The sequence below is a fragment of the Neobacillus drentensis genome (assembly GCF_036962125.1).
GTDB lineage: Bacteria > Bacillota > Bacilli > Bacillales > Cytobacillaceae > Neobacillus > Neobacillus drentensis_B.
The window spans coordinates 242,660-268,226 of record NZ_JBALOA010000014.1 but is presented as its reverse complement, the minus strand read 5'-3'; the positions used below and the strand labels follow the sequence as shown (position 1 = coordinate 268,226).

The following is a 25,567-nucleotide window of genomic DNA, read 5'->3' as shown; positions in this document are numbered from 1 at the left end:
TTGAGATTACTACAATACTTTTTCCAAAAAGTCCTTTGCTCTGCTTGTCTTAGGGTTATTAAAAAAGTTCTCAGGAGAGCCTTCTTCTAGTAATACCCCTTCATCAAGAAAGATAATGCGGTCAGAAACTTCACGTGCAAATCCCATTTCATGTGTTACGATCGCCATTGTCATTCCCGACTGAGCTAAATCCTTCATAACCGTAAGTACTTCTTTTACCATTTCAGGGTCTAGCGCAGAGGTTGGCTCATCAAATAACATTAGCTGTGGTTCCATCGCAAGTGCACGCGCAATCGCCACACGCTGCTTCTGGCCACCTGATAAATTATTCGGAAAAGCTTTCTCTTTCTCGGAAAGACCGACACGGGCAAGTAAGTCCCTTGCTTTTTTTTCAGCAAGATCTCGGGACTCCCCTTTAACTTTGATTGGTGCATATGTTAAGTTATCCAAAACCGAAAGATGTGGAAATAAATAAAAGTGTTGAAAAACCATCCCGATTTGCTCACGTACTTTCATGATATTCGTTTTGCTATCGGTAATCTCTTGATTATTAATCCAAACCTTCCCTTTTGTAGGGGTCTCTAACAAGTTTAAACAGCGAAGAAAAGTCGATTTACCAGATCCAGACGGTCCAATAATCGAAACTACCTCCCCACTATCAATGCTAGTAGAAATATTCTTTAATACTTCATTATGACCAAATTGTTTATAGAGGTTTTCAACTTTAATCACTGTACTTCAGCCTCCGTTCAAACCGTTTACCTGCCAAAGTAAGCACCATGACTAATACCCAATAGATTAAACCAACAAAAATTAATGGTTCAAAATTTCGATACGTATCCGCCCCAACCACCTGTGCACGGCGCATCAAATCTAAGTATCCAATTGTTGAGACAATCGCTGATTCTTTTGTTAAGGTAATAAATTCATTCATTAATGCAGGTAAGATATTTTTAAGTGCTTGAGGTAAAATAAGATCCTTCATCATCAAACGATAAGGAACTCCTAATGCTTGAGCTGCTTCGGTTTGACCTTTATCCACCGCCTGAATTCCCGCTCTGATAATCTCCGAAACATACGCTGATGAATTTAAGCCAAAAGCTAGGATTGATGATAAGAATGGTGAAATATCATAACCCGTTAATTGCGGTATCGCAAAATAAATGAGCATTAATTGTAAAATTAGTGGTGTTCCACGAAAAATAGATGTGTATAGATCTCCAAACCAATTTAATGCTTTGATACGTGAAATTTTACATAAAGCTAAAATTGTTCCAAGAATAAAACCTACAATAATCGAAATAATAACAAATTTTAATGTAACCCATATTCCCTCTAGTATAAAAGGAATATAAGGCACAATTTGGCTAAAATCCAAATTCATGCCTTACACCTCACTTCATCATTTTCTTTGTGTCACTAGCCCTGTTGCATTTCATTTTATGCTTATTGCTGGTCTTTTAACCACTTGTCCTTTAATTCTTGGAGTTTTCCATTATCCTCCATGTCTTTAAGAACCTTATTTACTTTTTCAGTTAAGTCACTGCCTTTTGGAAAAGCAACAGCCATTCCAGGAGAACTTGTTGTCGGATCGTCAAATCCACCTAAACCTTGTTCCTTTATATACCCGGTTGCAACTGATTTGTCCATATAGGCAACCTGGATTCGATTCGATAATAGTTCTTGAATTAACGTTGTGGCATTGTCTAAAGGCTTTAACGTAAAGTCTACCTTTTTTTGAAGAGTTTTGGCACCTTCTTCTTGAATGGTTCCCAATTGTACTCCAACTGTTTTTCCTTTAAGATCATCAATTGTTTTAATCTTAGAATCTTTAAGGGTGATAAACATTTCACCTGAATGGTTATATGCTGTTGAGAAATCAACATTTTGCTTGCGCTTTTCAGTTGCAGACATACCAGCAAGTACCATATCCACACGTTTAGCCTGAATTGCCCCAATTAAACCATCAAACTTCATGTCTTTAATATCCAATTTATATCCTAATTCCTTAGCAATCGCATTCGCTAAATCAATATCAAAGCCCTCAACCTTACCTGATGGGTCTCTTGATTCAAATGGAGCAAAATCAGCCGAAGTGGCCATTGTTAATACTTTCTTATCACTAGCTTTATCGCCAGTTGCACCGTCCTTATTACTCTGGCCGCATGCAGCCAAAACCACTAATGTTACTATCATCGTAAAAAATAAAACTGTTTTTTTCATGATGTTTCCCCCTGTATTAAATAAGATCTGTTAATGTCGATTTGGATTTTTATTCAACAAAATGAATATTAACACATAGATTTTATTTTGAAAAGATATTTTTCCAATATAAAAATATTCTAATAATTCTGTAATCTATTATCTTAATATAATATTAATAAAAATAAGAAGCATCTCTTTTAGAAGGGATGCCTCTGTTAAAACTTAGCTTAATACAGTTTGACGAAATTCACCTTTCATTTTTTCCAATGTTTCTTTATTGGTTATTAATTCATAACCAGTCAAGGCAAGGGCCAAGGCACCTTTTGAAAGAATCTGATGGGTGTTGTCCGTGATCGTTATGTTGGCAAATTCCCTTGTATGGGCAATTAATCCAGGCGAATCAAGACCAATATAGGGATGAATGGCTGGGACAACATGGCTCACATTCCCCATATCAATCGAACCATATGAATCCTTCGCTTTCTTTACTTGCTTAACACCTGTTGATAAAAGATTGGCAGTAAATAACTGGGACAAGGTATGGTTGGTAACCATATTATCATAGCTCAATTCATAGTTTTCAATATGAACCTCTGCACCAGTCATTGAAGATGCCCCTTTCGCAATATTTATTACCTTATGAACTACTTCATTTAAATAGGTGCGATCCTTGGCTCGAACATAAAATTGGGCGACTGCTTTATCTGGGATAATATTGGCTGCTACTCCGCCATCTTTAATAATCCCATGAATTCTTACATCAGATGTAACATGTTGACGAAGCGCATTGATTCCATTAAATAATTGGATGACAGCATCCAATGCATTAATGCCCATCTCTGGGGAAGCAGCCGCATGACTAGTTCTGCCACGGAAGTCAAATTGAATGGCATCCATGGCAAGAGAATCACCACTTTCATAAGATTCATCTGCAGGATGTAAGATCATTGCCGCATCAATATCATCAAAAATACCTTGTTCTGCCATCGGCACTTTCGCCCCGTTTGTTTCTTCAGCAGGTGTGCCTAGTACAACCACACGGCCGCCAATTTCATTGACGACTTTACTTAACGTCACTCCGGCCCCAACACTCATCGTCCCAATTAAATTATGGCCGCACCCATGACCAACTTCGGGTAACGCATCGTATTCAGATAAATAGGCTATTGTTGGACCATCCTTTTTGCTGTCATACACAGCTTTAAAGGCTGTTGGCCGGCCAACAATTCCTTTTTCAACCACAAAGTTATGTTCCTCTAGGAACTCTATTAATCGTTTACTAGATTCATATTCTTGATCACCTAATTCGGGATGATGGTATAAGGAATCACTAATCTCCCATAATTGATTTTGAACCGTTACTAAATGACTTTTTAATAAATCCCTCATGCTGAAAACTCCCTTATGTTATGATTAAAATTGCGAAATAATTAATAAATATACATTAAAAGTATCATTTCGACAAGAAAAAAAGGCCAAATCTATTTACGATTTGACCTTTTTTCATTCATTTTTTATACTTCTTCGCAGTTTTCATCAAATTCTTTTTGAAGTTTTGATACAACTGTTGCCGGATCATACCCCTCAATTTGATGTCTTTCCACCATTGATATAATCTTACCGTCTTTTAGTAAGGCAAATGACGGAGAGGATGGCGGATAGCCAGTGAAATAGCTTCTTGCCTTCTCCGTTGCTTCCTTATCTTGTCCTGCAAAAACAGTGACAAGATGATCTGGGCGCTTATCGTAATGCAAGGCATGTGCAGCGGCCGGACGTGCGACGCCACCAGCACAACCACAAACAGAATTTATCATTACTAAAGTGGTTCCTTTTTGTTCAAGTGCTGCTTCCACTTCCTCAGGTGTTTTCAGCTCTTTATATCCAGCAGACACGATTTCTTGACGTGCCTGATTTACCACATCATTCATAAAGAAATTAAAATCCATGCTCATTAAATTCACTCCTTAGATTTATACCTATATCTACATATTAACAGTAAAAATATGTTTTTTTCAAATATAGAATCTTATTTCTTTCAAAGAATTCAATGGCGGTTTCAGTCTGTTATCTTAAATAAATAGTAAATAATGCCTCAACCGCGCTAGCAATGGTTTTTTCTCCTGCAATGACTTCGTTTTCTAACTTTGGAAGCAAATTTTTCACACCTTGGTGATGAAAAAATTGAAACTGAAGTTGGTCAGTAATCATAGAATAGAGCCATTCCTTCGCTTGGGTTCTCCTTCTTTCAAATAGCACACCGGATGTTTTACCTTTTTCCTCAAAGGACTGAATGACATTCCAAACTTCGCTTATCCCCTCTTGAGTCAAAGAAGAACATGTAAAGGCTTTAGTAGCCCAGCCCTTTGTAGCGGGATGAAGAAAATGGAGGATACGATTATACTCTTTTCTCGTCTGCTCAGCGGTTTGTTTGTTCTCCCCATCAGCTTTATGAACAAGGACAGCATCAGCCAACTCCATAATCCCTTTTTTCATCCCTTGCAATTCGTCGCCAGCACCTGTAAGAACTAATAGCATAAAAAAGTCTACCATATCTCTAATAATGACTTCACTTTGCCCAACTCCGACTGTTTCGATTAAGACGACATCAAAACCGGCTGCCTCACAAATTAACATCGCCTCTCTCGTCTTTCGATGAACCCCACCTAGTTTTCCAGCAGTAGGAGAAGGACGGATATAGGCGCGAGGGTTCCTCGATAACTGCTCCATCCTTGTTTTGTCACCAAGGATACTGCCGCCGCTTATGCTCGAGCTTGGGTCAATCGCTAATACCGCTACACGGTGTCCTAAGTTGCAAAGGTACGTACCAAAGGTCTCAATAAAAGTACTTTTCCCTGCACCAGGAACACCTGTAATTCCAATGCGGATCGCTTGACCACTTTTAGGCAGGAGTTTCTGCAGGAGCTGCTGTGCTTTTTGAAAATGCTGTTCCGCATTACTTTCAACAAGCGTAATAGCCCGTGCTAATAGACTCCTATCCCCGTTTATGACCCCTTCATATAGCTCATCGACTGTCGGTTCAGAAATTCTGCGTTTTTGAAAGCGGATATTACGTTGAACGGATAACATTTGTCCTTCAAGTTCTTCACCCTTTTTAATCACGCTTAAACAATGATCTGGCTGGTTTGGATCGCTCCATTCGGGCTTTTGATCTGGAGCCATTATTGGTCCACTTCCTCATAACCGAGTTTGTGATAAATCTCCTTGACGACCTTTTGTGCAGCGACTGGAATTATCGTCCCCGGTCCAAAGATGGCTGAAGCACCATGGTCATATAAAAATTGATAATCCTGAGCCGGGATCACACCGCCAATAACAACTAATATATCCTCTCTGCCAAGCTTTTTTAATTCAGCTGCCAATTGCGGGAGAAGCGTTTTATGCCCTGCAGCGAGCGAACTCATTCCAATTACATGAACATCGTTTTCTACTGCTTGCATTGCTGTTTCTTCCGGAGTTTGAAATAACGGTCCAATATCAACATCAAAACCAAGGTCAGCGAAGGCTGTAGCAATCACTTTTGCACCGCGGTCATGACCATCCTGTCCCATTTTTGCTATCAATATTCTTGGCCTTCTGCCTTCAATTTCTAGGAATTCATCCGTCATTTTCTTTACTTCGTCGATTTCTTTTTCATTGCTAAAAGCTGTACTATACACACCGCTGATTGAACGAATAACGGCCTTATGTCGGCCCGCCACATGCTCAATCGCATCAGAAATTTCCCCAAGTGTGGCTCTCGCTCTTGCTGCTTGGACAGCCAGCGCTAGTAAGTTCTGTTCACCAGTTTCTGCAGCTTTTGTTATTGCAGTAAGCGTTTCTTTTACTTTACGGTCATCTCGATTAGCTTTCAGTGTATTTAACTTTTCAATTTGTTTTATACGGACTGCAGTATTATCAATATCTAAGATATCGATCGCTTCTTCCTTATCTAAGCGATAACGATTAACACCGATAATCGTTTCCTTACCGGAATCAATCTGTGCCTGTCTTCTAGCAGCAGCTTCTTCAATTCTCATTTTTGGTAAGCCGGTTTCAATTGCCTTAGCCATTCCACCGAGACTTTCTATTTCTTCAATATGTGTCCAAGCTCTATGAACCAATTCGTCTGTTAATTTTTCAACGTAGTAAGAACCTGCCCACGGGTCAATCACATCAGTAATTCCAGTTTCCTCTTGTAAAAACAATTGCGTGTTACGGGCAATTCGTGCAGAAAAATCGGTTGGCAGTGCAATCGCTTCATCCAAGGCATTTGTATGCAGGGATTGAGTATGTCCCATGGCAGCAGCATGCGCTTCGATCAGAGTTCTGGTGACATTATTAAACGGATCCTGCTCTGTCAAACTCCAGCCTGATGTTTGTGAATGTGTGCGTAACGCTAAAGACTTTTCGTTATGTGGATGGAACGATTTCATCATTTTTGCCCAAATCAATCTTGCTGCACGCATTTTTGCAACTTCCATAAAGTAATTCATCCCAATAGCCCAGAAAAAGGACAATCTTGGTGCAAAAGAGTCAATTTCAATTCCTGCCTTCAGACCCGTCCGTACGTATTCCAAGCCATCTGCAAGCGTGTAAGCCAGTTCTATATCAGCCGGCGCCCCCGCCTCCTGCATATGATAGCCTGATATACTAATACTGTTGAACTTAGGCATGTGTTTGGACGTATATTCAAAGATATCCGCGATTATTTTCATTGACATGTCCGGTGGATAAATATACGTATTTCGAACCATGTATTCTTTTAAAATATCATTTTGGATGGTACCCGCTAGTTTTTCTTGACTTACCCCTTGTTCTTCAGCCGTCACGATGAAAAAAGCAAGAATCGGCAGCACCGCACCGTTCATAGTCATGGAGACAGACATTTGGTCTAACGGGATCCCCTCAAATAGCGTCTTCATATCAAGAATTGAATCGATGGCAACCCCTGCTTTACCCACATCACCGACTACTCGTGGATGATCAGAATCATAGCCTCGGTGCGTAGCTAAATCAAACGCAACCGATAATCCCTTTTGTCCCATGGCCAGATTCCTGCGATAAAAGGCGTTGCTTTCCTCAGCCGTGGAAAATCCTGCATATTGTCTAACGGTCCATGGGCGATTTACATACATCGTTGGATATGGTCCTCTTGTAAAGGGAGGGAGTCCTGGTAAATCGTCTAAATGCTCTAAATCTAGACGGTCCTCTTTTGTATAGAGCGGTTTTAATTTGATTTGTTCATTCGTCTCAAACAGCAGATCATCAATGTTCCTATCTATTTCTTTGCAGGCTTTTTGCTGCCACTCTTCTTTTGTCATCAATTTTTGTTCATCAAATAAGGATAATTTTTGAAAGTCAGGCTTTTGTTTCTTCAACCTCACTCACCTCCAACTCACTAAGAATGGCTTCCAGTGTTTCATAGCAATTACTTTTCATATGGATAAACTGTTTAATTCCCTCAACGTGCCACAGGTCCTGCTTTTCTTTGTCTGGCAGGCCCGCCAGATATAAAGTCAGTTCTGTTGATTCAGTTTTCAGAGCAGCTAGGATGTCATGTCCGATTATTTCATATTGATCATTCGTACCGCATAAGCAATAAATCCTGCCCGGATGTTCGATAACAAATTTTCTGGCATCCTCTACAGTTAGAATTGGTTTACTTTCCTGCGCTTTCAAACCTCCGGCTGCAAGAAAACCCTTCATAAAATCTTGTCTCGCTTTATGCTGCTTTAACCCGCCAAGACAAAGCAAACCAATAGTTGGCTTAGACCCTAATGTTTCTTCAAGCTTGATGGCTTTTTGTCGTAATCTTTCAAAGGGTTCAGCTAACCTGCGATTTGGAATTTCCTCTATTTTTAACGCATTCTCCTCATTAGCAAAATATGAGCCTCTCGTTTGTAGATTATTAAATGTAATTTCCTCATCCAAATTAGCATAGACATTGGATCCAACCATACTTTTCCTTCTCGTTAGGACATCATGGTTCCTTTGTTTATAAACAGCCATTATTTGCTGCTGAAGCCAATTTGATTTTAAAGCTTCTCTAATACCGCCATTTGCTTCAATTTGCTGGAAAAATCCCCATGCTTTTTCAGCTAGTTCATTTGTTAATTGTTCTACATACCAGGAACCCCCAGCCGGATCAATAACCTTTTTCAACTGTGCTTCTTCCTTTAACAGCAGTTGAGTATTTCTAGCAATTCTTTCTGACAAAGGAGTGGCTCCCGTAAGCTCATTGAATGGACTCACATGTAAGTATTGAATCCCCCCTAAAACAGCGGCAAATGCTTCATTTCCCGCACGAAGGAGATTAACATGGGGATCATTTACTGTTTTTGTAAACGAGGACGTTTCCGCTGCAATATGCATCTTAGCCCTATCCTCATCAGCCCCATAAACACTGCTAATTCGATACCAAAGCACTCGTGCTGCGCGAAGTTTCGCAACTTCCATGAAGAAATTGCTGCCAATTGAAAATTGAAAAATCATCTTGGCAAAGATATCCTCGAGATCCATGCCCGCTTCCTGAAGTTCTTCAAGATAATTTACTCCCACTGCAACGGCGATGCCTAGTTCTTGAACAGCACTAGCCCCGCCATTATTATAAATCGAAGAGTCAATTAGAATGGTTCGCAAAGCAGGCAACTTTTGACTTGAACTAAGGATGCTGGTTACCCACTTATTAAAATATTCCTCTGAAATACTACCTTCTTCAGCAAAGATTGCAATTGGATCTGCTCCAATATAGCCACTAATGTTGCTATCTCCCTTTTGTTCTACTATTCTTTCTAAATCTGCAAGCATTGGAGCTTGTAACATTTTGGCGTTAATGGCAAATGGATATTGTTCATAAAAATCTGCTAAAACTGATCCCAGTGATTGATTTATTTCTAACAAGCTTTTTGAGACATAAAAGGAGATTGTTGCTTGACCATTTGCAAATGATTGATGTAGTTTTTCCTGCAATTCACTGATTGTTTGGCAGGATAGTCGTTGGGCCACCTTCCAATCATTTGTCATATATCCTAACGGGTAAATCCCCCTTCTAAAATCTGAACCTCCTGGATAATCTGATAGTTCTAGCATATCTTTAGGTGTATAAAGCGGTTTCAAAATAATGTTTTCATATGTAGTGGCTTGTAAAGATTCAATGGCCTTCCCTTTTAATGATTGTTCTGCTTTATCTTTCCATTCATCAGTTGTAACTGAAGGAAAAGACTGATTCTTTATTTTTTCCATATTCCTCATCCCCCTTCCTGTATAATTGCATTAAAATTCAAATAATTCTACTAAATACTATTTTATGGCACAAACACATTTCAAGCAATCAAAAACAAACAACCGCTGCCATATTGGCAGCGGTTTGGACTATATTAATAAATCGAAGTCGTTGTCTTTGATGTATTTTCTAATATTTCTTTTACACGCTGTAAGAAACGACCACAAACTAATCCGTCTAATACTCGATGATCAAGTGACATACACAAATTTACCATATCACGAACAGCGATCATTCCATTATTCATAACTACTGGACGTTTGACGATTGACTCGACTTGAAGGATAGCTGCTTGTGGATAATTGATGATTCCCATGGATTGAACAGAGCCAAACGAACCCGTGTTGTTCACGGTGAAGGTTCCACCCTGCATATCTTCAGATCTTAGCTTACCTGTTCTCACTTTGACAGCAAGTTCAGCGATTTCACGCGCAATTCCCTTGATTGTTTTTTCATCTGCCTGTTTTATGACAGGAACATAGAGTGCATCATCTGTTGCCACTGCAATTGAAATGTTGATATCCTTCTTTTGGATGATTTTATCTCCTGCCCACATCGAATTGATTTGGGGAAATTCTTTTAATGCCTGGGCAACTGCCTTCACAAAAAATGCGAAGAAGGTTAAATTGAAGCCTTCTTTTTTCTTAAATTCATCTTTTAAAGAGTTACGGTACTCCACCAAATTCGTGGCATCCACTTCAATCATAGTCCAAGCATGTGGTGCTTCGTGTTTACTCCGCAGCATGTTAGCGGCAATTGCTTTACGGATGCCTGTAACTGGAATTTCAATGTCACCAACGGAAACTGGGATATTTACCACTGGTGCCAGTGGTGTATGCGTTGGAGCAGACGGAGCCACTTCTTGTTTTGGTTCTTTGACAGCAGCAGGCTCAGTTTTAGCTTCTACTCTTTGTCCTGCTTCAGGAATGTTTCCTGATTCGATAAGTTTTAAGAGGTCTTTTCTTGTAATCCTTCCACCTGCACCAGTACCTGACACCTTAGTTAAATCAATGCCGTGTTCTTGAGAAATTTTTAAAACAGCTGGTGAGTATCGGGCTTTGTTTCCTTGGTCAACTTCCGGTGCAGCATTTTCGTCGCCGCTTATGGCAGGCTTAGAGTCAACTGCCATTGATAGTTTAGGTGTATCTTCCGTTGTATCACCTTCCAATGCGATCGTGCAAATCTTTTCCCCAACAGCTAAGGTATCACCTTCTTCAGCTATCAGTTCCTTTATTACACCCGAAAAGGAGGATGGAATTTCCGCATTTACTTTATCTGTCATCACTTCTGCCAGGGGGTCATATTTATTTACCTTATCCCCTACAGATACTAGCCATTTGCTAATCGTGCCCTCGGTTACACTTTCTCCTAACTGAGGCATTTTGATTTGTTCAATTACCACTATTTACACACTCCTATTGTCCAGCCCTGACACCTAACCCCTTAAGGTGTCAGGGCTTTTCGTTTTAGTACTCTGCTAGCTCTCGCATTGCTTTTTCGACCTTTTCGGGATTTACCATAAAGAATTTCTCCATTGTCGGAGAATACGGCATCGCAGGTACATCTGGTCCCGCTAACCGCATAATCGGTGCATCTAATTCGAATAAGCAATTTTCTGCTATAATAGCTGCGACTTCACTAATGATACTGCCTTCTTTTGTATCCTCGGTAATCAGGAGAACTTTGCCCGTTTTGGATGCCGCCTCAATAATCGCTTCTTTATCAAGAGGATAGACAGTTCTTAAATCAAGAATGTGTGCGGAAATGCCATCTTGTGCTAATTTTTCCGCTGCTTGAAGGGCAAAATGAACACAAAGACCATAAGTAATTACAGTAATATCTTCTCCTTTGCGCTTTACATCTGCTTTACCAATTGGCAGAGTGTAATCATCCGTAGGAACCTCACCTTTAATTAGTCGATACGCCCGTTTGTGCTCGAAGAATAAAACTGGGTCATTATCACGGACTGCTGCTTTTAATAGCCCCTTGGCATCGTATGGTGTCGATGGCATGACAATTTTTAGCCCAGGCTGATTTGCAAATACCGCTTCAACTGATTGGGAATGATAAAGTGCACCATGAACCCCACCGCCATATGGAGCTCGAATAACCATCGGACAACTCCAGTCGTTATTGGAACGATATCGAATTTTTGCCGCTTCAGAAATAATTTGATTTACTGCAGGCATGATAAAATCAGCAAATTGCATTTCCGCGATGGGACGCATGCCGTACATTGCTGCACCAATTCCTACTCCAGCAATGGCTGATTCAGCAAGTGGTGTATCAATGACTCGTTCTTCACCAAATTGTTCATATAACCCTTGGGTCGCCTTAAAAACTCCGCCTTTTAACCCCACATCTTCGCCAAGGACAAAAACTCGTGGGTCTCTTTCCATTTCTTCTCGCATCGCCATTGTGATTGAATCAATATATGAAATTATCGCCATGGTATATCCCCCTTACAAGTCCTCATAAACATATTTCAGGGCATCTTCAGGTGCAGAATAAGGTGCATTTTCTGCATAGTCTGTCGCCTCATTCACAAGCTTCATCACTCGGTCATTTATTTCTTTTTCTAACTCATCATCCATGACACCTGTTTCCTTTAGATACGCACCAAAGGTAATGATGGGATCTTGAGTTTTTGCTTTGGCGACCTCATCCGGTGCACGGTATGAACGATCATCATCATCAGAAGAGTGTGGTGTTAAACGGTATGAGACCGTTTCAATTAATGTTGGACCTTCTCCGCGCCTGCCGCGGTCCGCTGCTTCTTTTACCGCTTTATATACTTCTAATGGATCATTCCCATCAACCGTGTAGCCAGGCATTCCATAACCAATTGCCCGGTCTGAAACTTTTTCACAGGCTAATTGTTTTTCGATTGGAACAGAGATGGCGTACTTATTATTTTCACACATGAAGATAACAGGAAGTTTATGAACACCTGCAAAGTTTGCACCCTCATGGAAATCTCCTTGGTTTGAGGAGCCTTCTCCAAAAGTGACAAAAGTGACAAGGTCTTTTCTTTCCATCTTGCCAGCAAGAGCAATTCCGACCGCGTGGGGAACTTGTGTTGTAACTGGCGATGAACCTGTAACAATTCGGTTTTTCTTTTGACCAAAATGCCCAGGCATTTGTCGGCTCCCTGAATTAGGGTCCTCCGCTTTTGCAAAGCCGGAAAGCATTAATTCTTTTGGAGTCATACCAAACGTTAAAACTACGCCCATATCGCGATAATATGGAAGAACATAATCTTTCTCATTATCGAGTGCAAATGCAGCTCCTACCTGTGCTGCTTCCTGCCCCTGACAAGAAATGACGAATGGAATTTTACCAGCACGATTTAATAACCACATCCGCTCATCAATGCGACGGGCTAGTAGCATAGTTTCATAAATTTCCAATACTTTTCCGTCACTTAAACCTAAAGCATCATGACGATTTTCTGTCATCTATTATTTACCTCCCATTTATTCGCTTGAATACTTAACTAAGAATGAATCGCATTCCCATCGACGGCAAGTGCTGCTTCTCCAATGGCTTCTGATAATGTTGGGTGGGGATGAATTGTATGAGCAATTTCCCATGGTGTTGCATCGAGGACCATTGCAAGTCCCGCCTCCGTTATCATATCAGTTACATGCGGACCAATCATATGCACCCCTAGAATATCATTGGTCTCTTCATCCGCAACAATTTTTACAAATCCATCTGATTCTCCAAATACAAGTGCTTTCCCAATTGCACGGAAAGAAAACTTTCCTGTTTTTACTTTATGACCTTTTTCCACAGCTTGCGCTTCTGTTATCCCTACACTTGAAACTTCTGGATTACTATAAATACATCTGGACACAAGGTGATAATTTAGTGGGGACGGATCTTTTAAACCAATATGCTCAACAGCAATAATACCCTCATGTGAAGCGACGTGTGCGAGTTGTAAACCGCCTATTACGTCACCAATCGCATAAATATGGGATTCTTTAGTTTGAAAGAATTCATTTGTAACGATAAAACCCTTCTCTACTTGTATTTCTGTATTCTCAAGCCCAATTCCTTCTATATTTGCTTGACGTCCAACAGAAACAAGAACTTTTTCTGCCTTAAACTCTTTAAGTGTCCCCTTCACTTCCGCAGAAATTGTGACTCCATTATCCCTAACTATTGTTTCTGGCAGGACTTTTGCGTCTGTAACCAGTTTTATACCTTTTTTCTTCATCAAACGCTGCATTTCTTTTGAAATTTCTTTATCTTCCGTCGGAATAATACGGTCAGCATACTCAATAACAGTTACATCTACACCAAAATCTTTTAGCATAGAGGCCCATTCAATTCCAATTACTCCCCCGCCCACAATAATGATGGAGCTAGGGAGTGATTCCATTTGCAAGGCTTCATCAGAAGACATAACATATTCTCCATCCACTTCAAGGCCAGGAAGTGTCCGAGGTCTAGAACCAGTAGCGACTATTACATTTTTAGGTAGCAGCATTTCATTGTCTTCGCCATTATTCATTTCTACAGAAATAGTTCCAGGCATTGGAGAAAAAATGGATGGACCCAAAATTCTTCCTACTCCTTCATAGACATCAATTTTTCCTTGCTTCATTAAATGCTGAACACCTTTATGGAGTTGATCTATTATTTTGTTTTTCCGGTCTTGCACTAGGCTAAAATCCACTGAAACATCATTGGTAATCACACCAAAATCTTTACTATGTTTGGTTGTAGCATAAACTTCGGCACTTCTAAGAAGTGCCTTACTTGGTATACACCCTTTATGCAAACAAGTCCCGCCAAGTTTTCCTTTTTCTACAATAGCTGTTTTTAAACCAAGCTGAGAGGCCCTGATGGCGGCTACGTAGCCGCCAGTTCCTCCGCCAAGTACAACCAAATCATATTCTTGTGCCACTTTATTTCCTCCCCATAACCTTATATTTTTGCTGTTTTAAATTTACCAGGATATATTTTTACTTCTTCCTCGCCTTTTAAGACACGTAGTGCACCTTCTGCAAGTGCTTGGAGTTCATTTTCACCTGGATGAACAATTACATCAGCAATCCAATTAACTCTATCGCTAATTGATTTTACAAATCCTTTACCGTAAGCAAGGCCGCCAGTCAAAACAATCGCATCTACTTTTCCTGAAAGAACAGCACTAGCAGCGCCAATCTCCTTGGCAACTTGATAAGCCATTGCATCATAAATAAGCTTTGCTTCTTCATCGCCTGCTGCAATACGCTGCTCTACTTTAACAGCATCATTAGTACCTAAGTAACCCACGAGGCCACCCTGGCCAACAAGCATTTTCATAACTTCTTCACGGTAGTATTCACCAGAATAACAGAGAGCAACTAAGTCCCCTACAGGTACCGTTCCAGCGCGTTCCGGACTAAATGGCCCATCTCCATGAAGACCGTTGTTGACATCAATAACCTTACCGTGTCTATGGACACCTACAGTAATTCCACCACCCATATGGGTGATAATCAAATTTAAATCTTCATATATTTTACCTAACTCTTTGGCTATTCTTCTTGCGACTGCTTTCTGATTTAAGGCATGAAAGATACTTTTTCTTTCTATTAGTGAAAAACCTGAGATTCTTGCAATTGGCTCAAGCTCATCTACTACAACCGGATCGACAATATAGGCGGGAATATTCAATCCGGCAGCAATTTCGTGGGCAATGATTCCCCCAAGGTTTGATGCGTGCTGTCCAGCATAGCCCGATTGTAAATCTTTTAGCATCACACCATTAACCGAATAAGTACCTCCTTCAATTGGTCGCAGCAAACCTCCTCTGCCACATACAGCTGAAAGTTTAGAAAGATTAATCCCTTCATGATCCAGTGTTTCCAAAATTGTCTCTTTTCTAAATTCATATTGATCAATTATATTTGTAAATGAATTAATTTTCTCTGTGTCATGTCGAAGCGTTTTTTCAAAAATGGAAATATCATTATCGAAAACCCCAATCTTCGTAGAAGTTGAACCAGGATTGATGACGAGAATTCGATATTCATTATCTTGCAACGTTTTTGACCTCCAATTTGGTTTTTCTGAAAGATTGAAGTTTAAGAGTGTTGGATTATCTACTAATTGCCCTATGAAAGGCAAAGACGCTGAATTCCCATTCAGCGCTCCGTTTTTCTTGTTTACCGTGAAATTCTATGACTAAGAATATGATGGCCATTTTGAAGGAATTGGCTTCTTGAATTGCGTATTCTCGCAATTCTTTCTTCTGCCATACGGTCAGCAGCTACGTAAGTTGGAATACCATCACGTTTTGAAATTTCGATGATTTTTTCAATTGTTGTATAAAGTTGTTCAACCTTTTTCATGGCCCGTTCTTGGTTGTATCCATATAGCTCATCTGCTACGTTGATTACACCACCAGCATTTATTACATAATCTGGAGCATAAACAATCCCCATTTCGTGGATGATATCCCCATGGCGGGTATCTTTTAGTTGATTGTTAGCAGAACCAGCAATTACTTTTGCTTTTAACTGTGGAATCGTTTCATCATTTATTGTTGCGCCTAGTGCACATGGTGCATATATATCACATTCAACTCCATAAATTTCATCAGGGTCGACTGCTAGGGCACCGAATGCTTCTACCGCACGGTTAACAGCTTCTTTATTTATGTCTGTTACAATAAGCTGTGCCCCTTCTTCATGTAAATATTCACATAAAGTGTAGGCTACATTTCCAACACCTTGTATAGCAACTACTTTTCCTTCAAGTGAATCCGTTCCAAACGCTTCTTTCGCAGCTGCTTTCATTCCTCGATATACACCAAATGCGGTTACTGGAGATGGATTACCTGAAGAACCAAATGCTGGTGAGATACCTGTTACAAAATCTGTTTCTTCATGTATTAAATCCATATCTGCAACCGTTGTACCAACATCCTCAGCCGTAATATATCTGCCGTTTAACCCCTGGATGTAGCGGCCAAATGCGCGAAACATTGCTTCATTTTTATCTTTTCTTGGATCACCGATAATTACAGTTTTACCACCGCCAAGATTTAACCCTGCAGCAGCATTCTTATATGTCATCCCTTTTGCTAGGCGTAGTGCATCTTCAATGGCTGCTTCTTCTGATGCATAAGTCCACATACGGGTGCCTCCCAATGCGGGTCCTAGAGTTGTATCATGGATTGCGATAATTGCTTTTAATCCTGATTGTTTATCCTGACAGAATACTACCTGCTCATAATCGTATTGTTCTAAGTACTTGAAAATTTCCATTGTAAAATTCCTCCTCAGATTATTAACTCTATTTTGTTGAAGCACAGCATAGCGCTAGGGCAAGAGAATAAAGCTTACTTTCAGCAGAGTCCGCTCTTGATGTTAGTACAATTGGTGCTTTGGCACCTGAAATGATCGCACCAACTTTTGCGTTTGCGAAATATATTAATGATTTATACAATGCATTTCCTACTTCGATTGTTGGAACTAATAAAATATCTGCATTACCGGCTACTTCACTTTGAATTCCTTTATGCTCAGCAGCAAGTGTGGATATGGCATTATCTAGACCTAACGGGCCATCAACAACACAACCAGCAATTTGACCTCGTTTATTCATTACAGTTAATGCGGCCGCATCCAATGTAGCTTCCATAGCTGGGTTAACCACCTCCACGGCAGCAATCGGAGCAACCTTCGGCAAATCTATTCCAATCGACTTTGCAAGAGTAACTGCATTATTAATAATTTGCGCTTTTTGTTCTAAATCAGGAGCAATATTCATTGCGGCATCGGTTATAATCATCAAACGTTTGAAACCGGGTACCTCAAACACAGCATTATGCGATAAAATATTTCCCGTTCTCAGTCCATACTCCTTATTCAAGACTGCTTTTAGGAATATGTTTGTGGGAATATTACCTTTCATCAGGACGTTTGCTTGTTTGTTAAAAACTGTCTCTACTGCTAATTCCGCCGCCGCAGCATTAGAATCAGCATGGATAACTTTTAAAGAATGATCGCTAAAGTTTTGGTGTTTTTTTAATTCAAGCATGGAATTAATTTTATCTTTGTCACCAAATAGAATAAAGTTGGTGAGTCTTTGGTCTAATGCCGCAATCACAGCTTCTATGACTTCTAAATCCTCTGCGGCTGCAACTGCAACAGTGTTTGAACTTTTTTGGGCTGCTTTGTCAATTAGTGAATCCAGCAACAAGTTGTCATCAACCCTTTCTCCTATTACTGCAACTCCCATAATATAGTATGCAATTTCCGTGCCAAACCAAACGCTATGAAAACGCTTTATTCACGATTCCTAGTGCGCAATAATTTTCCTAATGTGAAAATTATTGCATGCTATTCCTTTCAATATTATGTTTTTCTATTTTATAATATAAATTCCTGACAGACAATCCAAGGGTTTTTGCTGTCAAAGTCTTATTTCCATTTAGACGACGGAGTGTTTGCGTGATGATCTTCGCTTCATAATTATCCAGTAAATCTGATAAGGAACGATCGGGTACAACCGTTTCAACATTAATAGTATTTGTAGCTTCATTTGGGCCTTTTTTATTTTTTAATTCCGGTAAGTGTTGCACATCAATTAATTGCTCAAAATAATTCATAAAAATTATTGCTCGGCCTAAAATATTTTCTAATTCTCTTACGTTTCCCGGCCAATCATAGTCCATTAACTGCTTTAAAGCCTCCGGCGTTATACCTTCTACATTTCTTCCATAATCCTGGCTTATTTTTTGAATAAGTCTTTCATTCAATAGTGGAATTTCTTCTTTTCGTTTCCTTAATGGCGGAATATGGATCGGCATACGATTTAAACGATAATATAAGTCTTCCCGAAAGGAACCTTTAGCAATACCCTTTTCTAAATTGACATTCGTTGCGGCAATGATTCTTACATTAATAGTAATCGGTTTAGTTCCACCGACGCGGATAATCTCTTTTTCCTGCAGTACCCTTAGCAACTTAGCTTGTGTATTCACCGGAAGTTCACCAATCTCATCAAGAAAGATACTTCCATTATTCGCCTCTTCGAAAAAACCTCTTTTTCCACCTCTTACTGCCCCTGAAAAAGCTCCTTCTTCATAACCAAATAGTTCACTTTCTAATAAGGTCTCTGAAATTGCTGCACAATTGACCCTGATAAATTTGTTGTACTTTCGATCACTTGCATTATGTATTGCATGGGCAAACAACTCTTTTCCGGTTCCTGATTCACCACGAAGGAGAACCGTTGCAGGTGTTTTTGCACCCAGTTTTGCTTGTTCAATCGCGAGCATCATTTCATCTGATTGACCAATGATATCCTCAAAGGTATATTTAGCTTCAAGTTTGCGAATCAGTTGACGAGCTCGGTTCAATTCTCTATTCAAAGATTTTATTTCAGACATATCATGAATAACACCGACACTGCCTTTTAATTTTCCTTTTACGATAATTGGGGCAACATTAACAATTACTTCTCTTTTGTTAGGTCCAACCCTCATCGGTACTCCGCGAACAGCTCTTCTTGTTTGCAGCACTTTCATGTGCATACTTTCTCCCTCAGAGATATCAGCCGTAGCAGGCTGCCCGATTACTTGCTCGTGGGTTAGTCCTGTAATTCTTGAATAAGCTGGATTAATTAAGATTCCCCGGCCATGCTCATCCACCACAGAAATGGCATCATCACTTGAGTGAATAATCGCTTGCAGCATTGTTTGAATTTCTCTTAAATCCGTTAATTCTTCTGCAAGATTAACAACTTCAGTAATATCTTTAAAAACAGCAAACGCACCAATTATAGTTCCATTTTCCTCGATAATTGGTATTCGAGTCGTAATGATTTTACGGTCATTTCCCAAAATCATTTCTTGGTTTGCTTCAATTCTTCTTGATTCTAAGATCAATGGAAGCCGACTGGTTGGAATAACTTCAACAACATATTTTCCAATCGCCTGCTCTCTTTTTACTCCCATTATTTCTTGAGCCCGTTTGTTGAATAATATAATCTTCCCGTATTTGTCAATAACGATCATGCCATCATTTGCTGCATTAAAAATTAGTTCCTGCTGGTAGGATTCATTTTTATGCTTTTCAATTAATTCTTCTTTTTCTTCCATAATTTTTGCAACTAAAAAAGCAACGCTTCCTGGAATCAACACAGTATTTTGATTTTTTGCCTTTCGTAATTCTTGAAAGACATTTTCATTTCCAGTTACTTCAATTATAATATCAATTTGATCTTCTAAAAATGGAAGCCAGTCTGTTCCGGTTTTAATTCCTTCTTTTTCCGCTAAAAGAATGCCTGGTGCATCTAAATTTCGATCAATTACTACACCAACCTTTAACACTTCCGATTCTTTTAAGATCTTTAAGATTGCCGTACCTCCTTTTCCAGCACCAACAATCATGACGTTTTGCATTTTTTCTACCCCTTTTAAGAAATTTTTTTCATGATTACTTAAGTGATTTATGCAACTTTTTTCATATCTATTTTATAATCAATTACTTCTCTTGACAAATTTAATCTATGTAATAATATTTTTGATGAGATATAATTTAAAATAAGACTAAATTTAGCAAAATTCGATAGTGGAAGGATTTATTTATGACGCGGATCATCGCCCTCATCATTGTTTTAATTCCCGGTATCCTCGCTGCTATTGGTATTAAACTCATGCGCGATATGTTATTTGGGATTCTGCAGGCACCATTTCCTAATTTATTGTTTCAATTTATAACAGGACTACTCTTTTTTGTCGGAGGTCTTGGATTTGTCGCGGGATTTATCTTTCATCGCGATCGAAAAAGAAGCAAAGTGCAAAAACGGTTTAAGAAATAGAAAGAGACCATTACGGTCTCTTTTCATATTGGTTGCGTATATTCAATGCTTTTACTGGGTCGTCTGTGATAAGTGCTGTACAATTAATATTAAACAAACGACGGAGGTCTTCCTCTTTATTAACTGTATATGGACGAACCGCGATCCCATTTTCCATGGCTTTTATAATAATTTCATCAATAATCGCCGAGTATCTGGGATGCATTCCTTTTGCTCGTATCGATTGAGTATAGATCCAAGGCATATAGATCCCTTCATAAAACAGAGGAGCCGTTTCTATTTCTGGTGCTAATCGATAACTATAGACGATACTATAGTGATTAAACGAGGAAATGATTATTCTATCCACTAGCTGATATTTATGGATAAGCTCGATGATTTTTTCCTCGAGTCCTTTATAAGGAAAAAGGCCATTTTTAAGTTCAATATTGCATATTAATTTATTTGATGTTAGCCATTCAAATACTTCGGTTAAGGCAGGGATTGGTTCCTTTTTATTACTTTTTTTATTGGCATTTAATTTTCTAAGATCTTTATATAAATAATCTTTTACAAACCCATTTCCGTCTGTTGTTCGATCGACTTTTTCATCATGGATAACGACAATTTCTCCATCTTTCGTTAATTGTACATCCAATTCTAATCCGTCTGCTCCTGCTTTTTCTGCTTCGAAAAAGGCTGTTAACGTATTTTCAGCAAAAGAAGCAGAATATCCACGGTGCGCAAAAATTTGAGTCATGTTTTCACTTCCCAACTTAATATAGGAGGATTCCCATTGAAACCTTTACAGTTATCACCTGAGACAGCCTTAAAACTTTCCAGCAAGCTAAACGTACCAGTAGAACAGCTTATGCATATGCCTCAGCATATTCTAATTCAAAAACTAATGGAATTGGAAAAAAAAGAAGAAAATTAATGAAATTTTTACAAGAAAATCAAAAAGCCTTCATTATCAAATGAAGGCTTAAATTCATGTATATCCTTTTTTAAGAAGCCTTATGCTCAAGGCGAAGTTTATCAGCAACCATCGCGATGAATTCGGAATTGGTTGGCTTTGCCTTTGACATGCTGACAGTATATCCGAACAAAGAGGAAATGGAATCAATATTTCCACGGCTCCAAGCAACTTCAATCGCATGACGAATTGCCCGTTCTACACGGCTGGCAGTGGTGTTATATTTTTTAGCGATATCTGGATACAACACTTTTGTGATGGAACCTAAAAGTTCGATGTCGTTATAAACCATTGAAATCGCTTCACGTAAATATAAGTATCCTTTAATATGCGCTGGGACGCCAATTTCATGAATTATACTTGTAATACTTGCATCTAAATTCTTTGGTTTTGATTCTGTTTGAGAACGATAACTAGTGGTAGGTGATTTTCGTGTAAATGAATTAGAGTTTCCACTCACTTGTCGAATATGACTTCCTAAGTTCTCCATATCAAATGGTTTTAGAATAAAGTATGAAGCACCAAGTTCAACTGCCTTTTTGGTAACATCCTCCTGGCCAAACGCTGTTAACATAATGACATTTGGGAGTACTCCCTTTTTTATATCACGGAGGCGCTCGAGTACAGCTAGCCCATCCAGATGAGGCATAATAATATCCAAAACAAGTACATCAGGGTCCGTTGTTGATAACATTTCTAAACACTCTTGACCATTGTGCGCAATACCTACAACTTCCATATCATCCTGGGACGAAATAAAGTCCTCTAATAATCCTACAAGCTCACGATTGTCATCAACAACACATACTTTAATTTTTTTCACTTCCAGTTTCCTCCTCAATTCAAATCATAACCTCTATCTCATTAAATATCTCTAATCAGTTTTATACTCTTAATTCTATTCTAAATTAGAAATTCGACAATGCAACAAAAATTCCTCTCATTTTTTTAATATTTCTTAAAATAGTGAGAAAATCTCATCTTTTCTTTGTTTTTCTCACTTTTTCGACGTAAACCGCGCATTTTCTAATATTTAAGTTGTTCTTGTCGAAAAATGTTTATGTAAAAAAAGCAAAATAGGGTATTTCTCCTATTTTGCTCTCCTAATTAACTGGCTTTATTTTTAGGCATTTCATATATATTAATTCCAGCTTCATTTAACATCCACTCAATGTGTACCCCGTACCCAGAGGTTGGATCATTAACAAAGACATGTGTAACAGCGCCAATTAGCTTTCCATCTTGGATAATTGGGCTTCCACTCATCCCTTGTACGATACCTCCTGTTTTCTTAAGGAGTTTAGGGTCGGTTACTTTTATTACCATGCCTTTTGTAGCTGGAAACTTTTGCGGGATTGTGCTTACAATTTCTATATCGAATTCTTCCACACGGTCATCATTGACAACCGTTAATATTTTTGCTGGTCCTTCTTTGACCTGATGTGATAATGCGATTGGAAGTGGTTTATCCATCACACCATTTTTTAAATCTTTAACCATTTCACCAAAAATTCCAAAGGGACTGTTTTTTTGGATATTACCAACAATTTCTCGATCCGAAGAAAAACGCGCCAGCTTTTCTCCTGGGTCCCCGTTACTGCCTTTTTCAATGGAAGTTACTGTTGAACGGACAATTTGTCCATCTTCTACGACGATAGGCTGCTTTGTATCCATGTCAGATATGACATGCCCTAGTGCACCATATTTTTTCGATTGTGGGTGGACAAAAGTCATTGTCCCAATTCCTGCAGCTGAATCTCTTATATATAAGCCAAGCTTATAAACATTTTCCCCCTTATCTTTCAATGGGGTCAGTTTTGTAGTAAATTTGCCACTTTCTCGGCTAATCACCATATCAAGCGCTTTCCCTTCTTGTCCAGCACTTTGCACATACGGTGCTACATCCGTCATTTTTTCTATTTTATTGCCATTTATTTCTGTAATGATATCCCCAATTTTTATTCCTGCAATTTCACCAGGGGACTTTTTACCGGAAATAGTATTGATTAAATGGTGGCCTACAACCAAGACACCGACCGTATTTAACTTTACTCCGATTGATTGCCCGCCTGGAATGACCCTAAAATCCTTTAAAACACGTACATCCACCTTTTTTATTGGAATACCCGCAAACTCTAACAGCATTTCACTTTTTCCGTTTTTAGTTGCTGCCATTGAAACCGAATGTCTTCCTTGATCAAGTGTGATATTTGAATTTTGAGAAACCAAAGAGGCTGATACCGGTACAGCCTTTTGAAAAGTATAATCTTGTCCTTCAAAAACCGTGATTGTCTTAGGTATCGCGAGATATTGCTGTATCGGCTGAAAAAAAATAAGGCTAATTAATGAAACAAGGAGAATTCCACCAATAATCTTTCTAATTATTTCTAACTTCAAATTTTTCACTCTCCTCGCTTCTATTCATTACATTGAAATGGCTACATCTATAATTTTGCCTCCTTGACAATCATTTATAACTTCGTTCTACATAAAAAAGCTACCCTAAATGGATAGCATTACAATTTTTATTAAAAATATAGTAATTTTCACTTTATTGAATGACAATTTCATCTAAATTTCAATGACCCAATAATGCTCCACTTCCACTTTTCTTACTCTTGGCAGCTAAAAATAACAATTCTTCCGCATGTTTTTTTGTTAGGTCGGTGATTTCAGTCCCAGAAATCATCCGTCCTATTTCATTAATTTTCTCCTCAACCTTTAAAGGAGTGACAGAGGTTTTTGTTCGTCCTCCCTTAATGATTTTAGTGATAAACAGGTGGGTATCAGCCATTGCTGCAACCTGCGGTAGATGTGAAATGCATAACACCTGTGAGCTGCTTGCGACCTTATAAATTTTTTCTGCAATGGACTGGGCAACCCTGCCGCTTACACCAGTATCTACTTCGTCAAAAATAATCGAAGTTACCCCTTGATGCTTGGAAAAAATACTTTTAAGAGCCAGCATAATTCTTGATAATTCCCCACCGGAGGCTACTTTTGATAAAGGCTTTAGGGGCTCACCTGGATTGGTTGAGATATAGAATTCGACTTGGTCAACACCGTTTTTCGTAAAATGTACGGTGTTGGTTTCAAAACGAATTTCAAAAACAGTCTTTGCCATATACAATTCTTTTAGTTCTTTATGTATTAGCTTGGTTAGTTTATCTGCCCATTTAAGTCGAATCTCAGTTAATTGCCTCGCTTCAAGCATTAAGTCTTTTTTTATCGAGGATACTTCTTTTTCCAATTCGCTGATATGTGTTTCTTTATTTTGTAATGTTTCAATTTCTTCTTCAATTTTAACAGCATATTCTAAAATCTCACCGATTGTTTTACCGTACTTTCGTTTTAAGCGATTAATTTCATTTAAACGATCTTCAATTTCATGTAAACGCAATGGGTCGAACTCTAATGAATCTAATTCATTTCTTAAGGAATGTGCTGCATCTTCCAATTGGTAAAAGCTATTAGAGACACTTTCGTAAATCCCTTTATAGGCAGTGTCAATGGCCGCTGCGACCTCAAGATGCCCCATGACCATACTAATCCAATCAAGCCCTTTCTGTTCTCCTTGAAGGGCTGTATGACTCGACTGAAGGGCTTCAAACACTCGTTCAAAATTACTTAGTTTTCTTTTTTCCTCAAAAAGTTCTTCATCTTCATTAAGTTTTAAGCCGGCAGTTTGAATTTCATCCAATTGGAACTGGATTAAATCCAGCCTGTGAGCGGTTTGTTGGTCGTTTTCACTTAATGCTTTCAACTTTTGTAATGTCTGCTCATACCGGCGGAATACTTGCTGATATTCGCTCTGTGAAGGGGATATATCTTCTGCACCGAATTGGTCTAGCAAACCTAAGTGTCTCGACTCATCCATTAACTCTTGATGCTCATGTTGGCCATGGATATCAACAAGTGTAGACCCAATTTCCCGAAGCGTGGAAATCGTCACAAGTTTTCCGTTTACTCTGCAAATACTTTTACCAGACTGGGAAATATCCCGACGTAATACGACCATCCCTTCATCTACTTCAATGCCAAATTCATTGGCCTTGGCAATTACAGGATGCTTGTTATCGTCAATTTGAAATAACCCTTCTATTTCTGCCCTTTCTTCTCCATGCCGGACAAATTCGGCAGACCCTCTGCTGCCAACTAATAAGTGAACTGCATCAATAATAATTGATTTACCTGCACCAGTTTCTCCTGTAAGTACCGTTAAACCTTTGGTAAAAGAAACAGATAAGGTTTCGATAATCGCGAAGTTCTTTATAGATAGTTCTGCTAACAAGGAA

Annotated in this window: 22 protein-coding genes; 2 read left to right on the top strand and 20 right to left on the bottom strand. The window is 39.0% G+C overall.

Features of this window, described 5'->3' with window-relative positions:
• Positions 1-9: 9 nt before the first annotated feature.
• From V7121_RS13040 to V7121_RS12965, 16 genes are all read right to left on the bottom strand, one after another.
• Positions 10-732 carry an amino acid ABC transporter ATP-binding protein gene (locus V7121_RS13040; RefSeq protein WP_335496186.1) on the bottom strand — a complete coding sequence of 241 codons (723 nt, stop codon included), beginning with the start codon at positions 730-732 and terminating at the stop codon, positions 10-12.
• Positions 725-1,384: an amino acid ABC transporter permease gene (locus tag V7121_RS13035; RefSeq protein ID WP_335496189.1), complete on the bottom strand. Its 660-nt coding sequence runs from the start codon at positions 1,382-1,384 to the stop codon at positions 725-727. Before V7121_RS13035 ends, V7121_RS13040 begins: the two co-directional genes overlap by 8 nt.
• A 62-nt stretch (positions 1,385-1,446) precedes the next feature.
• Positions 1,447-2,223 (bottom strand): ABC transporter substrate-binding protein, encoded by a 777-nt coding sequence (locus V7121_RS13030; RefSeq protein ID WP_335496192.1) that lies wholly within the window; start codon positions 2,221-2,223, stop codon positions 1,447-1,449.
• Positions 2,224-2,427: 204 nt separating this feature from the next.
• Positions 2,428-3,594, bottom strand: coding sequence for a M20 family metallopeptidase (locus V7121_RS13025; RefSeq protein WP_335546774.1), 1,167 nt, complete (start codon positions 3,592-3,594; stop codon positions 2,428-2,430).
• Between the two features lie 125 nt (positions 3,595-3,719).
• Positions 3,720-4,157: a BrxA/BrxB family bacilliredoxin gene (locus V7121_RS13020; RefSeq protein WP_335496198.1), complete on the bottom strand. Its 438-nt coding sequence runs from the start codon at positions 4,155-4,157 to the stop codon at positions 3,720-3,722.
• 112 nt (positions 4,158-4,269) lie between these two features.
• Entirely contained in the window at positions 4,270-5,385 is a 1,116-nt protein-coding gene (gene meaB / locus V7121_RS13015) for a methylmalonyl Co-A mutase-associated GTPase MeaB (RefSeq protein ID WP_335496200.1), read from the bottom strand.
• Entirely contained in the window at positions 5,385-7,526 is a 2,142-nt protein-coding gene (scpA, locus tag V7121_RS13010; RefSeq protein WP_335546902.1) for a methylmalonyl-CoA mutase, read from the bottom strand. The genes meaB and scpA overlap by 1 nt, the downstream gene beginning before the upstream one ends.
• Positions 7,527-7,563: 37 nt before the next feature.
• On the bottom strand, positions 7,564-9,447 hold the full coding sequence (locus tag V7121_RS13005; RefSeq protein ID WP_335546772.1) for a methylmalonyl-CoA mutase subunit beta: 1,884 nt from the start codon (positions 9,445-9,447) through the stop codon (positions 7,564-7,566).
• A 134-nt stretch (positions 9,448-9,581) separates the two neighbouring features.
• A complete protein-coding gene (locus V7121_RS13000) occupies positions 9,582-10,889 on the bottom strand; it encodes a dihydrolipoamide acetyltransferase family protein (protein WP_335546770.1) in 1,308 nt (435 codons plus the stop codon).
• A gap of 64 nt (positions 10,890-10,953) precedes the next feature.
• A complete protein-coding gene (locus V7121_RS12995) occupies positions 10,954-11,937 on the bottom strand; it encodes an alpha-ketoacid dehydrogenase subunit beta (RefSeq protein WP_335546768.1) in 984 nt (327 codons plus the stop codon).
• Positions 11,938-11,949: 12 nt separating this feature from the next.
• Positions 11,950-12,945 (bottom strand): thiamine pyrophosphate-dependent dehydrogenase E1 component subunit alpha, encoded by a 996-nt coding sequence (locus tag V7121_RS12990; protein ID WP_335496210.1) that lies wholly within the window; start codon positions 12,943-12,945, stop codon positions 11,950-11,952.
• Positions 12,946-12,983: 38 nt separating this feature from the next.
• The gene (gene lpdA / locus V7121_RS12985; RefSeq protein ID WP_335496213.1) at positions 12,984-14,405 is read right to left on the bottom strand and encodes a dihydrolipoyl dehydrogenase; all 1,422 of its coding nucleotides are present in this window, start codon (positions 14,403-14,405) and stop codon (positions 12,984-12,986) included.
• A gap of 20 nt (positions 14,406-14,425) precedes the next feature.
• Positions 14,426-15,529 (bottom strand): butyrate kinase, encoded by a 1,104-nt coding sequence (buk, locus tag V7121_RS12980; protein ID WP_335496215.1) that lies wholly within the window; start codon positions 15,527-15,529, stop codon positions 14,426-14,428.
• A 122-nt stretch (positions 15,530-15,651) separates the two neighbouring features.
• Positions 15,652-16,755, bottom strand: coding sequence for a branched-chain amino acid dehydrogenase (gene bcd, locus V7121_RS12975; RefSeq protein ID WP_335496218.1), 1,104 nt, complete (start codon positions 16,753-16,755; stop codon positions 15,652-15,654).
• Positions 16,756-16,783: 28 nt separating this feature from the next.
• Positions 16,784-17,692 (bottom strand): phosphate butyryltransferase, encoded by a 909-nt coding sequence (yqiS, locus tag V7121_RS12970; protein WP_335546900.1) that lies wholly within the window; start codon positions 17,690-17,692, stop codon positions 16,784-16,786.
• Positions 17,693-17,822: 130 nt separating this feature from the next.
• Positions 17,823-19,898: a sigma 54-interacting transcriptional regulator gene (locus tag V7121_RS12965; protein ID WP_335546766.1), complete on the bottom strand. Its 2,076-nt coding sequence runs from the start codon at positions 19,896-19,898 to the stop codon at positions 17,823-17,825.
• Between the two features lie 185 nt (positions 19,899-20,083).
• On the opposite strand from V7121_RS12965, the gene V7121_RS12960 reads away from it, so the two are divergent.
• On the top strand, positions 20,084-20,317 hold the full coding sequence (locus V7121_RS12960) for a DUF2627 domain-containing protein (protein ID WP_335496223.1): 234 nt from the start codon (positions 20,084-20,086) through the stop codon (positions 20,315-20,317).
• Positions 20,318-20,327: 10 nt separating this feature from the next.
• Here the strand turns inward: V7121_RS12960 and V7121_RS12955 are convergent, their stop codons facing one another.
• On the bottom strand, positions 20,328-21,056 hold the full coding sequence (locus V7121_RS12955) for a glycerophosphodiester phosphodiesterase (RefSeq protein ID WP_335496225.1): 729 nt from the start codon (positions 21,054-21,056) through the stop codon (positions 20,328-20,330).
• A 36-nt stretch (positions 21,057-21,092) separates the two neighbouring features.
• On the opposite strand from V7121_RS12955, the gene V7121_RS12950 reads away from it, so the two are divergent.
• Positions 21,093-21,233, top strand: a complete 141-nt coding sequence (locus V7121_RS12950; RefSeq protein ID WP_335496227.1) for a YycC family protein — start codon at positions 21,093-21,095, stop codon at positions 21,231-21,233.
• A 70-nt stretch (positions 21,234-21,303) separates the two neighbouring features.
• On the opposite strand, the gene spo0A is transcribed toward V7121_RS12950, so the two are convergent.
• The 3 genes from spo0A to recN form a co-directional block, all read right to left on the bottom strand.
• Positions 21,304-22,095, bottom strand: coding sequence for a sporulation transcription factor Spo0A (spo0A, locus tag V7121_RS12945; protein ID WP_335496230.1), 792 nt, complete (start codon positions 22,093-22,095; stop codon positions 21,304-21,306).
• A gap of 284 nt (positions 22,096-22,379) precedes the next feature.
• On the bottom strand, positions 22,380-23,669 hold the full coding sequence (gene spoIVB, locus V7121_RS12940) for a SpoIVB peptidase (protein WP_335496233.1): 1,290 nt from the start codon (positions 23,667-23,669) through the stop codon (positions 22,380-22,382).
• Between the two features lie 181 nt (positions 23,670-23,850).
• On the bottom strand, positions 23,851-25,563 hold the full coding sequence (gene recN, locus V7121_RS12935; protein ID WP_335496235.1) for a DNA repair protein RecN: 1,713 nt from the start codon (positions 25,561-25,563) through the stop codon (positions 23,851-23,853).
• Positions 25,564-25,567 lie beyond the last annotated feature (4 nt).